Below are 14,370 nucleotides of genomic sequence, written 5' to 3'. Positions count from 1 at the left end.
CCCCGGTTTTGGGAGATACGGCCCGTCCTGGCAGACTGGTACGTCGGCCCCGGTTCACGGCCGCGCAATCCGCGCGGACGACCCGGCGCCCTCCCGAAACTAGGAGACACCTTGAAGCGCGACATCCACCCCCAGTACGTCGAGACGCAGGTCAGCTGCACCTGCGGTGCGTCGTTCACCACCCGGAGCACCCTCGACAGCGGCAGCATCCGTGCCGACGTCTGCTCCGAGTGCCACCCGTTCTACACGGGCAAGCAGAAGATCCTCGACACCGGCGGCCGCGTGGCCCGCTTCGAGGCCCGCTTCGGCAAGGCTGCCGGCTCCGCCAGCAAGTAGCGAGCCACTGCGCCGGTTCTCGGCGCCCTCTTCCCGGGGGCGTCGGAACCGGCGTTTTTCCGGTCGGGCGTCCGGGGGAGCCCCCCGGACGCCCCATCGGGCAGCACGCCCTCCAGCAGGTCCGTAGACGTCATCAACCAGGAGCCCCCGAATGTTCGAGGCGGTCGAGGAACTGATCGGTGAACACGCCGGTCTTGAGAAGAAGCTCGCCGACCCGTCGGTCCACGCCGACCAGGCGGGCGCGCGGAAGCTGAACAAGCGCTACGCGGAGCTGACCCCGATCGTCTCCACGTACCGGGCCTGGAAGCAGACCGGCGAGGACATCGAGACCGCCCGCGAGTACGCCGTGGACGACCCCGACTTCGCCGCCGAGGCCAAGGAGCTGGAGAAGCAGCGCGAAGAGCTGACCGAGAAGCTCCGCCTCCTCCTCGTCCCGCGCGACCCCAGCGACGACAAGGACGTGCTCCTGGAGATCAAGGCGGGCGCGGGCGGTGACGAGTCCGCCCTGTTCGCCGGTGACCTGCTGCGCATGTACCTGCGCTACGCCGAGCGCGTCGGCTGGAAGACCGAGATCATCGACTCCACCGAGTCCGAGCTGGGCGGTTACAAGGACGTCCAGGTCGCCGTCAAGACCAAGGGCGGCAACGGCGCCACCGAGCCCGGCCAGGGCGTCTGGGCCCGGATGAAGTACGAGGGCGGCGTGCACCGCGTGCAGCGCGTGCCCTCCACCGAGTCCCAGGGCCGCATCCACACCTCCGCCGCGGGCGTGCTCGTCACCCCCGAGGCCGAGGAGGTCGACGTCGAGATCCACGCCAACGACCTGCGCATCGACGTCTACCGCTCCTCCGGCCCCGGTGGCCAGTCCGTCAACACGACCGACTCCGCCGTCCGCATCACGCACCTGCCGACCGGCGTCGTCGCCTCCTGCCAGAACGAGAAGAGCCAGCTCCAGAACAAGGAGCAGGCGATGCGCATCCTGCGCTCCCGGCTGCTGGCCGCCGCCCAGGAGGCCGCCGAGCAGGAGGCCTCCGACGTGCGCCGCAGCCAGGTCCGTACGGTCGACCGCTCCGAGAAGATCCGGACGTACAACTTCCCGGAAAACCGCATCTCGGACCACCGCGTCGGCTTCAAGGCGTACAACTTGGACCAGGTGCTCGACGGAGAGCTGGACGCCGTCATCCAGGCGTGCGTCGACGCAGACTCCGCCGCCAAGCTCGCCAACGCGTAAGCGCCCGCCCGCCCCGCACACCCGTAACCCGTACGGAGAACCGCGATGAACCTGCTGCTCGCCGAGGTGGCCCAGGCCACCCAGCGGCTGGCCGACGCCGGTGTCCCCTCGCCGCGATTCGACGCCGAGGAACTCGCGGCCTTCGTCCACGGCGTGAAGCGGGGCGAGCTGCACCAGGTGGCCGACACCGACTTCGACGCCCGGTACTGGGAGACCATCGCCCGCCGCGAGGCCCGCGAACCGCTCCAGCACATCACCGGCCGCGCCTTCTTCCGCTACCTGGAGCTCCAGGTCGGACCCGGTGTCTTCGTGCCCCGGCCGGAGACCGAGTCGGTCGTCGGCTGGGCGATAGACGCCGTCCGCGCGATGGACGTCGTCGAGCCCGTCGTCGTCGACCTGTGCACCGGCTCGGGTGCCATCGCGCTCGCCATGGCGCAGGAGGTCCCGCGCTCGCGCGTACACGCCGTGGAGCTCTCCGAGGACGCCCTCAAATGGACCCGCAGGAACGCCGAGGGGTCCAGGGTCACCGTCCACCGCGGAGACGCCCTGAGCGCCCTTCCCGAGCTGGACGGCCAGGTCGACCTGGTCATCTCCAACCCGCCGTACATCCCGCTCACCGAATGGGAGTACGTCGCCCCCGAGGCCCGCGACCACGACCCGGAGATGGCCCTCTTCTCCGGCGAGGACGGCCTCGACACCATCCGCGGCATCGAGCGCACCGCCCACCGTCTGCTGCGCCCCGGCGGCCTCGTCGTCATCGAGCACGCCGACACCCAGGGCGGCCAGGTGCCGTGGATCTTCACCGAGGAGCGGGGCTGGGCCGACGCGGCCGACCACCCCGACCTGAACAAGCGGCCCCGGTTCGCCACCGCCCGCAAGGCGATGCCGTGACCGGCCCCCCGCCCCACCCCCCGTATCCGTACACGCTCGAGGAGGCCGGCTGATGGCCCGGCGATACGACTGCAACGACGCCACCGACCGGACCAGCGGGCTGCGCGAGGCCGCGTCCGCCATCCGCCGCGGCGAACTGGTCGTGCTGCCCACCGACACCGTGTACGGGATCGGTGCGGACGCCTTCAGCTCCGAGGCCGTCGCCGACCTGCTGGACGCCAAGGGGCGCGGCCGCAACATGCCCACCCCCGTCCTCATCGGCTCCCCGAACACCCTGCACGGCCTGGTCACCGACTTCTCCGAGCAGGCCTGGGAGCTGGTCGACGCCTTCTGGCCCGGCGCCCTCACCCTGGTCGCCAAGCACCAGCCCTCGCTCCAGTGGGACCTCGGCGACACCCGCGGCACCGTCGCCATCCGGATGCCCCTGCACCCCGTCGCCATCGAGCTGCTGACCGAGGTGGGCCCGATGGCCGTCTCCAGCGCCAACCTCACCGGGCACCCCGCGCCGGAGGACTGCGACGCCGCCCAGGGCATGCTCGGCGACTCCGTCTCCGTCTACCTCGACGGCGGGCCGACGCCCGGCATCGTGCCCTCCTCGATCGTCGACGTCACCGGCCCCGTCCCGGTCCTCCTGCGGACCGGCGCCCTCTCCGTCGAGGAGCTGCGCAAGGTGGTACCCGACCTTGAGGTGGCCAATTGACCGCCCCCGAGGGGCGTGGCATAGCGGGGCGGACCGACACCTTCCGCATCCTCCACGTCAGCACCGGCAACGTCTGCCGCTCACCGATCACCGAGCGGCTGACCCGCCATGCCCTGGTGGACCGCCTGGGCGATCCGCTCAGCGGCGGCCTGATCGTGGAGAGCGCGGGCACCTGGGGCCATGAGGGCGCCCCCATGGAGGCCAACGCCGAGGTCGTCCTCGCCGACTTCGGCGCGGACGCCAGCGGCTTCGTCGGCAGGGAGCTGCTGGACGAGCACGTGATCCGCGCCGACCTGGTCCTCACCGCCACCCGCGACCACCGTGCCCAGGTCATCTCCATGGGGCACTCCGCGGGTCTGCGGACCTTCACGCTCAAGGAGTTCACCCGGCTGGTGCGGGCGATAGACCCCGCCACCCTGCCCGACCCGCTCGACGAGGGCGTCGTCGAGCGCGCCCGCGCCCTGGTCCGCGCCGCCGCCGCGCTGCGCGGCTGGCTGCTGGCCCCGACCGCCGAGGCGGACGAGGTCTACGACCCCTACGGCGCGCCCATCACCTTCTTCCGCTCCATCGGCGACGAGATCAACCAGGCGCTCGACCCGGTCGTCACGGCGCTCACCGGCGTACGCGCCCCGCACTGACCGGCGTACGCGCGCCGGGCGGTACGCCGGTGCGCCGACCGGCGTACGGGGCGCCACGACAGCGGGCACACCGCCCCGCCCCGGCCTACATTGGAGCTGACACCGGCACTTCTCGCCGGCGCACCCGCCTCCAGGCCCGGAGCCCTCCCATGCCGGTCACCTCTCCCGCCGCACCCCTGCCCGCGCCGACCGCGCCCGACGACCTGCCTCAGGACTCCGGCGCGCTGCTCCGCCAGGACCCGGAGATCGCCGGGGTCCTGCTCGCGGAGAGGGACCGGCAGGCCGCCACCCTCCAGCTGATCGCCGCCGAGAACTTCACCTCGCCCGCGGTCCTGGCCGCCCTCGGCTCCCCGCTCGCCAACAAGTACGCCGAGGGGTACCCGGGCGCCCGCCACCACGGCGGCTGCGACCAGGCGGACGCCGCCGAACGCATCGCGGTGCGCCGGGCCACCGCCCTCTTCGGCGCCGAACACGCCAACGTCCAGCCGCACTCCGGCTCCTCCGCGGTCCTGGCCGCCTACGCCGCACTGCTGCGGCCGGGGGACACGGTGCTCGCGATGGGACTCCCGTACGGGGGACACCTCACCCACGGGGCGCCCGGCAACTTCTCCGGCCGCTGGTTCGACTTCGTCGGGTACGGGGTGGACCCTGCGACCGGGCTCATCGACCACACCCGGCTCCGCGCCCTGGCCCGCGCCCGCCGCCCCAAGGCCATCGTCTGCGGTTCGATCTCCTACCCCCGCCACCCCGACTACGAGGCGTTCCGGGAGATCGCCGACGAGGTGGGCGCGTACCTGATCGTCGACGCGGCCCACCCGATGGGGCTGATCGCCGGGGGAGCGGCGCCGAGCCCCGTCCCGTACGCCGACGTGGTCTGCGCCACCACGCACAAGGTGCTGCGCGGACCGCGCGGCGGCATGATCCTGTGCGGCGCGGAGCTGGCCGGACGGATCGACCGGGCGGTCTTCCCGTTCACCCAGGGCGGCGCGCAGATGCACACGGTGGCGGCGAAGGCGGTCGCGTTCGGGGAGGCGGAGACCCCGGCGTACACGCTCTACGCCCATCAGGTCGTCGCCCACGCCCGGGTGCTCGCCGCCGGTCTGGAGGCCGAGGGGTTCGAGGTGACCACGGGCGGCACCGACACCCACATCGTCGTCGCGGACCCGGCCCCGCTCGGCGTCGACGGCCGCACCGCCCGGACGCGGCTGGCCGCCGCCGGCATGGTCCTGGACACCTGCGCGCTGCCGTACGGGGAGGCCCGCGGCCTCCGGCTGGGGACCGCCGCCGTCACCACCCAGGGCATGGACGAGGCGGACATGGCCAAGATCGCGGCCCTGTTCGGGGCGGCGGTGCGCGAGCCGGGCGAGGTGAGCCCGATCGCGGCGGAGGTCGGGGAGCTGGCCGCGAGCCATCCGCCGTACCCCCGGTAGCGGGCCCCGCGCCACCCGCGGTAGTCGGCCCGGCCCTGTCCGTGGTGGTGAGCTCCGCCGTATCCGGGGCAGACGAACCCTGTGCAACCATCACCCGTACCGTGGAGTCCTTGTTCCAGAGACTAGGGTGTGGGTTTTGGATGGCCGGCGAATTCTGTGGGGCAGCCCGTGCGTGATTACCTGCTGACGCTCTGTGTCACGGCTGCGGTGACCTATCTGCTGACCGGACCGGTGCGTAAGTTCGCCATCGCGGTCGGGGCGATGCCCGCGATCCGTGCGCGCGACGTCCACCGGGAGCCGACACCCCGGCTCGGTGGGATCGCGATGTTCGGCGGACTGTGTGCGGGACTCATCGTCGCCGACCACCTCCACAACCTGAAGAGCGTCTTCGAACTCTCCAACGAACCGAGGGCGTTGCTCTCCGGCGCGGCCCTGATCTGGCTGATCGGCGTCCTCGACGACAAGTTCGAGCTCGACGCCCTGATCAAGCTGGGCGCCCAGATGATCGCCGCCGCCGTCATGGTCATCCAGGGCCTGACGATCCTGTGGCTGCCGATCCCGGGCATGGGCACGGTCGCCCTCACCCAGTGGCAGGGCACGCTGCTCACGGTGGCGCTGGTCGTCGTCACGATCAACGCGGTCAACTTCGTCGACGGCCTGGACGGGCTCGCGGCGGGCATGGTGTGCATCGCCTCGGCGGCGTTCTTCCTGTACGCCTACCGCCTCTGGATGGGGTACGGGATCGAGGCGGCGGCCCCCGCGACGCTGTTCGCGGCGATCCTGATGGGCATGTGCCTGGGCTTCCTGCCGCACAACATGCACCCGGCGCGGATCTTCATGGGCGACTCGGGCTCGATGCTGATCGGCCTGGTGCTGGCGGCGGGCGCGATCTCGATCACGGGCCAGGTCGACCCGGACAGCATGCAGATCTTCTTCCAGGGCAGCGAGCGCGGGGCCACCCACGCGATGCTCCCGGTCTTCATCCCGCTGGTGCTGCCGCTGACGATCATCGCGATCCCGGCCGCCGACCTCGTCCTCGCCATCGTCCGGCGCACCTGGAACGGCCAGTCGCCGTTCGCCGCCGACCGCGGGCACCTGCACCACCGGCTGCTGGAGATCGGCCACTCGCACAGCCGGGCCGTGCTGATCATGTACTTCTGGTCGGCGCTCATCGCCTTCGGCGCCGTCGGCTACTCGGTGCACTCGGCCTCGATGTGGATCGTCTTCGTGATCATCGCGGCGAGCGCGGTGGGCCTGATCCTGCTGCTGATGCCGCGCTTCACCCCCCGCGCCCCGCACTGGGCCAACCGCTTCGTGCCGCCGCGCTACCGCCACCGGGCGGCGGAGCAGGCCTCCTCCCCCTCGTACGAGGAGAAGCCGGCACCCGTGACCTCCGGGGCCCAACAGGGCCTGGAAGACGCTCAGATGGGCGAGGAGGGCTCCGAGAGGGCCCCTGTGGCGGTCGGGGTGTCCGGCGTCAACGGCGCTACCGCGATCGGCGCTCGTTCGCGTTTCTCCGATCGCCGTTCCATCGACTCGTCGCGCTGACGATTCGGATCCCGCAGCGCATTACCAGACATTGCGCCGACTTGTCGTGCACACACGCGCGGAGTAGGCCTCATGTGTGACAGTTGGCACACTTTCCAGGTAAAGACCTCATCAAATAGTTTGTGATACCGTTCACGAGACCCGGTGACGGAGCCGAAGGACCTTGGTAAGAGGGTCCATCGACCCGGAGTTCCGCCTCGCGGACCGGGCCTACGCTCGTCCATGACGACGCCCCATTCCTCCCCTCAGACCAGTGGAGCTGCCGCCATGCAGTCCGACATGCGCGAACTACTGCGCATCGCCACCCCCACCGCCGCAGTGGGCGCCATCGCCACGCTTGTCGGCGGCCTGGTCGTCGGCGGCAAGGGGGCGATCGGTGCCGTGGTGGGCTGCGTCGTCGTCATTCTCTTCATGGCGCTCGGACAGCTGGCGCTCCAGTGGGTCGCCAGGGCCATGCCTCAGCTGCTCCAGGGCATGGGGCTGATGGTTTACTCGGCTCAGCTCGTGTTCCTGCTCATCTTCATCATGAGCATCAGGAACACCTCTCTCTTCGACCTTCAGGCCTTCGCGCTCTCGCTGGTCGCAGTCGTGATCACGTGGATCATCACGCAGACCGTGCTGCATTCCCGGAGCAAGACCCTGTACGTCGACCCCGAGGCGGACGCCCGGAACCGCCAGGGCGGAGCTGGGGGAGAGCGTGACCGGTAGGGCCGGGATAAAGCCTTGTTCGACGTGCTGCTATCGTCCGGTCTCGGTTGCGGTACTGCGGGCGCGGACGACACGGCTGTCGCCTGATTCATCGCGAGGCTTCGGGCCCGGCCGCCGCCTCCTCACCGTAAGAACCAGTCCGGTGCCGACCTGCGGCTGCCAGCCGCTCCGATACAACGAGGTAGCCGTATCCATGCGCCATGCAGAAGGAGCTCCTGGTGACTGCTGACGCCCAGACGCTCGCCTTCGAGGTTGACTGCCACCTGTTCCAGGGCTCGTGCGGTTTCCCAGCCCCGAGCGCGTGGTCGTTCATCTTCGACCCGATCTTCAGTATCGGTCCGGTCGATTTCAACAAGCCGATGCTGCTCGCGATCATCGGCACGATCGCCATCGTGAGCCTGTTCTGGGCCGGCTTCTCCAAGCCCAAGGTCGTTCCGGGCAAGCTGCAGTTGGTCGCCGAAGCCCTTTACGGCTTCGTGCACCGAGGAATCGCCAAGGAGATCATCGGCAAGAAGGGCGAGCCCTTCGTCCCGCTGCTGGTGTCGTTGTTCTTCTTCATCTGGGTGATGAACCTCTGGGCGATCATTCCGCTCGCGCAGTTCCCGGTGACCTCGCTCATCGCGTACCCCATCGGCCTGGCGCTGCTCGTCTGGGTCGTCTACATGACGGTGACCTTCCGGAACAACGGTTTCGTCGGCGGTATCCGTAACCTGTGTGTGCCGAGCGGCCTGCCCAAGCCGATCTACGTGATCCTGACGCCGATCGAGTTCGTCTCGAACATCTTCGTGCGCCCCTTCACGCTGGCGGTCCGACTCTTCGCGAACATGTTCGCCGGTCACATCCTCATCCTGGTCTTCACGATCGCGACCTGGTACATGCTCGGCACCGTGCTCGGCACGGTGTACGCCACCGCGTCGTTCGCCGTGACACTGGCCCTGACCGTCTTCGAGATGTTCATCCAGGCGCTCCAGGCATACGTGTTCACCGTGCTGACCGCCACGTACTTGTCCCAGGCGCTCGAAGAAGCGCACTGAGGACATCCGGGTCACCACCCGGACACCCCCTAGACGTCCGGTGGATGCAATCTCCACCGGCCAATCAAGAGAAGGAATCACAGATCAATGTCTGAGACTCTCGCAGCCGTCACGGGCAACATCGGCACCATCGGCTACGGCCTCGCGGCGATCGGCCCCGGCGTCGGCATCGGCATCATCTTCGGTAACGGTGTGCAGGCCATCGCCCGCCAGCCCGAGGCGGCCGGCATCATCCGCCAGAACATGCTGCTCGGCTTCGCGGTCATCGAGGCCCTGGCGCTGATCGGCTTCGTCGCGCCCTTCATCTACCCGAAGTAGTCCAGGCGACCTGACGATACGTTTTCGACGAAAGGTCCACCATGTTGCATCTGGCAGCTGAGGAGCCGCAGTCACCGCTGTTTCCGGTCTGGCCCGAGATCGTCATCGGTCTGATCTGCTTCAGCATTGTCTTCTTCGTCTTCTACAAGAAGCTCCTCCCGGCCATCAACAAGGCCCTGGACGAGCGTCGCGAGGCGATCGAAGGTGGCATCGAGAAGGCCGAAGCGGCTCAGACCGAGGCGCAGAGCGTTCTTGAGCAGTACAAGGCTCAGCTCGCCGAGGCCCGCCACGAGGCCGCTCGTCTGCGCCAGGAGGCGCAGGAGCAGGGTGCCGTCATCATCCAGGAGATGAAGGCGGAAGGTCAGCGGCAGCGCGAAGAGATCATCGCCGCCGGCCACACCCAGATCGAGGCCGACCGCAAGGCCGCGTCCTCCGCGCTGCGCCAGGACGTGGGCAAGCTCGCCACCGACCTGGCCGGCAAGCTCGTCGGCGAGTCCCTCCAGGACCACGCCCGGCAGAGCGGCACCGTCGACCGTTTCCTCGACGAGCTCGAGGCGAAGGCCGAGGCTGCCCGATGAACGGCGCGAGCCGCGAGGCACTGGCCGCCGCACGCGAGCGGCTCGACGCGCTGACCGACAACACGTCGGTCGACGCGGCGAAGCTCGCCGACGATCTGGCATCGGTCACCGCGCTGCTCGACCGCGAAGTTTCCCTGCGCCGGGTCCTCACGGACCCGGCCCAGAGCGGCGAGAGCAAGGCCGAGCTGGTCGCGCGCCTGCTCAGCGGTCAGGTCAGCGGCGAAGCCGTCGACCTGGTCTCCGGGCTGGTCCGCTCCCGCTGGTCGCAGTCGCGTGACCTGGTGGACTCGGTCGAGGAGCTGGCGAACACCGCGGACCTCACCGCCGCCCAGCGCGGCGGCGGTCTCGACGACGTCGAGGACGAGCTGTTCCGGTTCGGCCGGATCGTCGGCTCCGACACGGAGCTGCGTTCCGCGCTCACCAGCCGTACGGCCACCACCGCCGCCAAGGGCGAGCTGCTGCGCAGCCTGCTCGGCGGAAAGGCCCAGCCGGTGACCGAGCGGGTCATCGTCCGCCTGGTGACCCAGCCGCGGGGACGTAGCCTGGAAGCAGGACTCGAATCCCTGTCCAAGCTCGCCGCGGAGCGCCGCGACCGCACGGTCGCGATCGTCACCTCGGCGGTGCCGCTCAGTGACCGGCAGAAGCAGCGCCTCGGCGCCGCTCTGGCCAAGATCTACGGCCGCCAGATGCACCTGAACCTGGACGTGGACCCCGCGGTCCTCGGCGGGATCTCGGTGCGCGTCGGCGACGAGGTCATCAACGGCACGGTCGCGGAGCGCCTCGAAGAGGCGACCCGGCGCATGGCCGGCTGACACAGCGCAAGAGAACAAGCAAGACCAGCGGCCCGGTTGGGCCGTGCAGAAATTGCAGAAGATTCCTGGGGGTCGGCCCCCAGACCCCCTTAAGAAACTTCGGGCCCAACAAGGAGAGCAGGGAACCCAGATGGCGGAGCTCACGATCCGGCCGGAGGAGATCCGGGACGCACTGGAGAACTTTGTCCAGTCGTACCAGCCGGACGCGGCCTCGCGCGAGGAGGTCGGTACGGTCAGCGTTGCCGGTGACGGCATCGCGAAGGTGGAGGGACTGCCCTCCGCCATGGCGAACGAGCTGCTGAAGTTCGAGGACGGAACCCTCGGTCTCGCCCTCAACCTCGAGGAGCGCGAGATCGGTGCCATCGTCCTCGGCGAGTTCAGCGGCATCGAGGAGGGCCAGCCGGTGCAGCGCACCGGTGAGGTGCTCTCCGTCGGCGTCGGCGAGGGTTACCTCGGCCGCGTCGTCGACCCGCTCGGCACCCCGATCGACGGTCTCGGCGAGATCGCGACCGACAGCCGCCGCGCCCTCGAGCTGCAGGCCCCTGGCGTCATGGTCCGCAAGTCGGTGCACGAGCCGATGCAGACCGGCTACAAGGCCGTCGACGCCATGGTGCCGATCGGCCGCGGCCAGCGTCAGCTGATCATCGGCGACCGTCAGACGGGTAAGACCGCTCTGGCCGTCGACACGATCATCAACCAGCGCGACAACTGGCGCTCGGGCGACGTGAACAAGCAGGTGCGCTGCATCTACGTCGCCATCGGTCAGAAGGGCTCCACCATCGCCTCCGTGCGTGGTGCGCTCGAAGAGGCCGGTGCGCTGGAGTACACGACCATCGTCGCCGCCCCGGCGTCCGACCCGGCCGGCTTCAAGTACCTGGCGCCGTACACCGGTTCGGCCATCGGCCAGCACTGGATGTACCAGGGCAAGCACGTCCTGATCATCTTCGACGACCTCTCGAAGCAGGCCGACGCCTACCGCGCCGTGTCCCTGCTGCTGCGCCGCCCGCCGGGCCGTGAGGCCTACCCGGGTGACGTCTTCTACCTGCACTCGCGTCTGCTGGAGCGCTGCGCCAAGCTCTCCGACGAGATGGGTGCCGGTTCGATGACGGGCCTCCCGATCGTCGAGACCAAGGCGAACGACGTGTCGGCGTTCATCCCGACCAACGTCATCTCCATCACCGACGGCCAGTGCTTCCTGGAGTCCGACCTGTTCAACGCGGGTCAGCGTCCGGCGCTCAACGTCGGTATCTCGGTCTCCCGAGTCGGTGGCTCCGCCCAGCACAAGGCCATGAAGCAGGTCTCCGGCCGGCTCCGCGTGGACCTCGCCCAGTACCGCGAGCTGGAGGCGTTCGCCGCCTTCGGTTCCGACCTGGACGCGGCCTCGAAGGCCTCGCTGGAGCGCGGTAAGCGCATGGTCGAGCTGCTGAAGCAGCCGCAGTACGCCCCGTTCCCGATGGAGGAGCAGGTCGTCTCCGTCTGGGCCGGCACCACGGGCAAGATGGACGACGTCCCGGTCGAGGACATCCGTCGCTTCGAGAGCGAGCTGCTGGAGTACCTGCGCCGCGAGCGCAAGGACCTCCTGACCAGCATCGCCGAGGGCGGCAAGATGTCCGACGACACGCTGCAGTCGATCGCCGACGCGATCGCCGCCTTCAAGCAGCAGTTCGAGACCTCGGACGGCAAGCTCCTGGGCGAGGGCTGATCGATGGGCGCTCAGCTTCGCGTTTACAAGCGCCGCATCCAAGCCGTCACCGCGACCAAGAAGATCACCAAGGCGATGGAGATGATCGCCGCCTCGCGCATCGTCAAGGCGCAGCGCAAGGTGGCGGCGTCCATGCCGTACGCGACCGAGCTCACCCGTGCGGTGACCGCGGTGGCGACCGGCTCCAACGCCAAGCACCCGCTCACCACCGAGGCCGAGACGCCGACCCGTGCCGCGGTCCTGCTCGTCACGAGCGACCGCGGTCTGGCCGGCGGCTACTCCTCCAACGCCATCAAGGCGGCGGAGCGGCTGCGGGAGCGCCTTGCCGGCGAGGGCAAGGAGGTCGACACGTACATCGTCGGCCGTAAGGGTGTCGCGTACTACGGCTTCCGCGAGCGCAAGGTCGAGGAATCCTGGACGGGCTTCACCGACAACCCGGCGTACTCCGATGCCAAGAGCATCGCCGCCCCGTTGATCGCGGCCATCCAGAAGGAAACGGCCGAGGGCGGCGTCGACGAGCTGCACATCGTCTTCACGGAATTCGTGTCGATGATGACGCAGAACGCGGTCGACGACCGGATGCTGCCGCTTTCGCTCGACGAGGTGGCGGAGGAGAGCACCCGCAAGGGCGAGATCCTTCCGCTGTTCGAGTTCGAGCCGTCGGCCGAGGACGTCCTCGACGCCCTTCTGCCGCGCTACGTCGAGAGCCGTATCTACAACGCACTGCTGCAGGCGGCCGCTTCCGAGCACGCTGCCCGCCGCCGCGCGATGAAGTCGGCGACCGACAACGCCGGGGACCTCATCAAGAGCCTGTCCCGGCTTGCCAACGCGGCCCGCCAGGCCGAAATCACCCAGGAAATCAGCGAGATCGTCGGCGGTGCCAGTGCCCTGGCCGACGCGACCGCGGGGAGTGACAAGTAATGACCACCGCTGTTGAGACGGCCGCTGCCACGGGCCGCGTCGCCCGGGTCATCGGCCCGGTCGTCGACGTGGAGTTCCCCGTCGACGCGATGCCGGAGATCTACAACGCCCTTCACGTCGACGTGGACGACCCGGCCGAGGCCGGCGCCCGCAAGACGCTGACCCTCGAAGTCGCCCAGCACCTGGGTGACGGCGTGGTCCGGGCGATCTCGATGCAGCCCACCGACGGTCTGGTCCGCCAGGCCGCGGTGACCGACACGGGCGCGGGCATCACCGTCCCCGTCGGTGACATCACCAAGGGCAAGGTGTTCAACACCCTCGGTCAGATCCTGAACGAGCCGGAGGCCGAGGCGCAGATCACCGAGCGCTGGCCGATCCACCGCAAGGCCCCGGCCTTCGACCAGCTCGAGTCCAAGACCGAGATGTTCGAGACCGGCCTGAAGGTCGTCGACCTGCTGACCCCGTACGTCAAGGGCGGCAAGATCGGTCTGTTCGGTGGTGCGGGCGTCGGCAAGACGGTCCTCATCCAGGAAATGATCATGCGTGTGGCGAAGCTGCACGACGGTGTGTCGGTGTTCGCCGGTGTCGGTGAGCGCACCCGTGAGGGCAACGACCTCATCGACGAGATGACCGAGTCGGGCGTTCTGGACAAGACCGCGCTCGTTTTCGGCCAGATGGACGAGCCGCCGGGGACGCGTCTGCGCGTGGCCCTGTCCGCCCTGACCATGGCGGAGTACTTCCGCGATGTGCAGAAGCAGGACGTGCTGCTCTTCATCGACAACATCTTCCGCTTCACGCAGGCCGGTTCCGAGGTCTCCACGCTGCTCGGCCGCATGCCGTCCGCGGTGGGTTACCAGCCGACCCTGGCCGACGAGATGGGTGTGCTCCAGGAGCGCATCACCTCGACGCGTGGTCACTCGATCACCTCGATGCAGGCGATCTACGTCCCCGCGGACGACCTGACCGACCCGGCCCCGGCCACCACGTTCGCCCACCTCGACGCGACGACGGTTCTCTCCCGTCCGATCTCCGAGAAGGGCATCTACCCGGCCGTGGACCCGCTGGACTCCACGTCCCGCATCCTGGACCCGCGTTACATCACGCAGGACCACTACGCCGCGGCCAGCCGCGTCAAGGGGATCCTGCAGAAGTACAAGGACCTCCAGGACATCATCGCGATCCTCGGTATCGACGAGCTGGGCGAGGAGGACAAGCTCGTCGTCCACCGTGCCCGTCGCGTCGAGCGCTTCCTGTCGCAGAACACCCACGCCGCCAAGCAGTTCACCGGCCTGGACGGTTCGGACGTGCCGCTCGACGAGTCGATCGCCGCGTTCAACGCGATCTGCGACGGGGAGTACGACCACTTCCCCGAGCAGGCGTTCTTCATGTGCGGTGGTCTGGACGACCTCAAGGCGAAGGCCAAGGAGCTCGGCGTCTCCTGAGCCTCCGGCTCGCCGAGGGGGGTGGGTGTGGTCCCACCCCCCTCACCACGCCCCGTAGAATTGAACCGACACCCGGCCGGGCGG

At 69.2% G+C, this 14,370-nt stretch carries 15 protein-coding genes; all 15 read left to right on the top strand.

Annotation, left to right across the window (positions count from 1 at the left end; genetic code table 11):
- The first annotated feature begins 111 nt into the window (after positions 1–111).
- Positions 112–336, top strand: coding sequence for a 50S ribosomal protein L31 (gene rpmE / locus AB0917_RS08935; RefSeq protein ID WP_366818812.1), 225 nt, complete (start codon positions 112–114; stop codon positions 334–336).
- A gap of 151 nt (positions 337–487) precedes the next feature.
- Positions 488–1,564 carry a peptide chain release factor 1 gene (prfA, locus tag AB0917_RS08930; RefSeq protein WP_366818811.1) on the top strand — a complete coding sequence of 359 codons (1,077 nt, stop codon included), beginning with the start codon at positions 488–490 and terminating at the stop codon, positions 1,562–1,564.
- A 45-nt stretch (positions 1,565–1,609) separates the two neighbouring features.
- On the top strand, positions 1,610–2,455 hold the full coding sequence (prmC, locus tag AB0917_RS08925; RefSeq protein WP_366818810.1) for a peptide chain release factor N(5)-glutamine methyltransferase: 846 nt from the start codon (positions 1,610–1,612) through the stop codon (positions 2,453–2,455).
- Positions 2,456–2,507: 52 nt separating this feature from the next.
- Entirely contained in the window at positions 2,508–3,155 is a 648-nt protein-coding gene (locus AB0917_RS08920; protein ID WP_366818809.1) for an L-threonylcarbamoyladenylate synthase, read from the top strand.
- Positions 3,152–3,793: a protein-tyrosine-phosphatase gene (locus AB0917_RS08915; RefSeq protein ID WP_084749341.1), complete on the top strand. Its 642-nt coding sequence runs from the start codon at positions 3,152–3,154 to the stop codon at positions 3,791–3,793. Before AB0917_RS08920 ends, AB0917_RS08915 begins: the two co-directional genes overlap by 4 nt.
- A gap of 149 nt (positions 3,794–3,942) precedes the next feature.
- Entirely contained in the window at positions 3,943–5,223 is a 1,281-nt protein-coding gene (gene glyA / locus AB0917_RS08910; protein ID WP_366818808.1) for a serine hydroxymethyltransferase, read from the top strand.
- A gap of 156 nt (positions 5,224–5,379) precedes the next feature.
- Positions 5,380–6,771, top strand: coding sequence for an MraY family glycosyltransferase (locus AB0917_RS08905; protein ID WP_366818807.1), 1,392 nt, complete (start codon positions 5,380–5,382; stop codon positions 6,769–6,771).
- 267 nt (positions 6,772–7,038) lie between these two features.
- Entirely contained in the window at positions 7,039–7,479 is a 441-nt protein-coding gene (locus tag AB0917_RS08900) for a hypothetical protein (protein WP_366818806.1), read from the top strand.
- A gap of 200 nt (positions 7,480–7,679) precedes the next feature.
- On the top strand, positions 7,680–8,513 hold the full coding sequence (atpB, locus tag AB0917_RS08895) for a F0F1 ATP synthase subunit A (RefSeq protein ID WP_366818805.1): 834 nt from the start codon (positions 7,680–7,682) through the stop codon (positions 8,511–8,513).
- A gap of 87 nt (positions 8,514–8,600) precedes the next feature.
- On the top strand, positions 8,601–8,831 hold the full coding sequence (gene atpE / locus AB0917_RS08890; RefSeq protein WP_015611375.1) for an ATP synthase F0 subunit C: 231 nt from the start codon (positions 8,601–8,603) through the stop codon (positions 8,829–8,831).
- 41 nt (positions 8,832–8,872) lie between these two features.
- Positions 8,873–9,409 carry a F0F1 ATP synthase subunit B gene (locus AB0917_RS08885; RefSeq protein ID WP_366818804.1) on the top strand — a complete coding sequence of 179 codons (537 nt, stop codon included), beginning with the start codon at positions 8,873–8,875 and terminating at the stop codon, positions 9,407–9,409.
- Positions 9,406–10,221 carry a F0F1 ATP synthase subunit delta gene (locus tag AB0917_RS08880; RefSeq protein WP_366818803.1) on the top strand — a complete coding sequence of 272 codons (816 nt, stop codon included), beginning with the start codon at positions 9,406–9,408 and terminating at the stop codon, positions 10,219–10,221. Before AB0917_RS08885 ends, AB0917_RS08880 begins: the two co-directional genes overlap by 4 nt.
- Before the next feature lie 130 nt (positions 10,222–10,351).
- Positions 10,352–11,923: a F0F1 ATP synthase subunit alpha gene (gene atpA / locus AB0917_RS08875; protein ID WP_366818802.1), complete on the top strand. Its 1,572-nt coding sequence runs from the start codon at positions 10,352–10,354 to the stop codon at positions 11,921–11,923.
- A gap of 3 nt (positions 11,924–11,926) precedes the next feature.
- Positions 11,927–12,844, top strand: a complete 918-nt coding sequence (locus AB0917_RS08870) for a F0F1 ATP synthase subunit gamma (RefSeq protein ID WP_366818801.1) — start codon at positions 11,927–11,929, stop codon at positions 12,842–12,844.
- On the top strand, positions 12,844–14,286 hold the full coding sequence (atpD, locus tag AB0917_RS08865; protein ID WP_366818800.1) for a F0F1 ATP synthase subunit beta: 1,443 nt from the start codon (positions 12,844–12,846) through the stop codon (positions 14,284–14,286). The genes AB0917_RS08870 and atpD overlap by 1 nt, the downstream gene beginning before the upstream one ends.
- Positions 14,287–14,370: the final 84 nt, after the last annotated feature.

It is taken from the genome of Streptomyces sp. NPDC007346 (assembly GCF_040703535.1).
GTDB lineage: Bacteria > Actinomycetota > Actinomycetes > Streptomycetales > Streptomycetaceae > Streptomyces.
Note: the sequence above shows the minus strand (reverse complement) of the source record. Positions and strands in the feature narration are given on the sequence as shown.

Excerpts from the sequence above, each read along its gene's own strand:
- AB0917_RS08880 (WP_366818803.1), top strand. The coding sequence starts at position 9,406 with ATGAACGGCGCGAGCCGCGAGGCACTGGCCGCCGCACGCGAGCGGCTC.
- atpA (WP_366818802.1), top strand. The coding sequence starts at position 10,352 with ATGGCGGAGCTCACGATCCGGCCGGAGGAGATCCGGGACGCACTGGAG.
- AB0917_RS08885 (WP_366818804.1), top strand. The coding sequence starts at position 8,873 with ATGTTGCATCTGGCAGCTGAGGAGCCGCAGTCACCGCTGTTTCCGGTC.
- prfA (WP_366818811.1), top strand. The coding sequence starts at position 488 with ATGTTCGAGGCGGTCGAGGAACTGATCGGTGAACACGCCGGTCTTGAG.
- AB0917_RS08900 (WP_366818806.1), top strand. The coding sequence starts at position 7,039 with ATGCAGTCCGACATGCGCGAACTACTGCGCATCGCCACCCCCACCGCC.
- atpD (WP_366818800.1), top strand. The coding sequence starts at position 12,844 with ATGACCACCGCTGTTGAGACGGCCGCTGCCACGGGCCGCGTCGCCCGG.
- atpE (WP_015611375.1), top strand. The coding sequence starts at position 8,601 with ATGTCTGAGACTCTCGCAGCCGTCACGGGCAACATCGGCACCATCGGC.
- AB0917_RS08870 (WP_366818801.1), top strand. The coding sequence starts at position 11,927 with ATGGGCGCTCAGCTTCGCGTTTACAAGCGCCGCATCCAAGCCGTCACC.
- AB0917_RS08920 (WP_366818809.1), top strand. The coding sequence starts at position 2,508 with ATGGCCCGGCGATACGACTGCAACGACGCCACCGACCGGACCAGCGGG.
- glyA (WP_366818808.1), top strand. The coding sequence starts at position 3,943 with ATGCCGGTCACCTCTCCCGCCGCACCCCTGCCCGCGCCGACCGCGCCC.
- prmC (WP_366818810.1), top strand. The coding sequence starts at position 1,610 with ATGAACCTGCTGCTCGCCGAGGTGGCCCAGGCCACCCAGCGGCTGGCC.
- atpB (WP_366818805.1), top strand. The coding sequence starts at position 7,680 with ATGCAGAAGGAGCTCCTGGTGACTGCTGACGCCCAGACGCTCGCCTTC.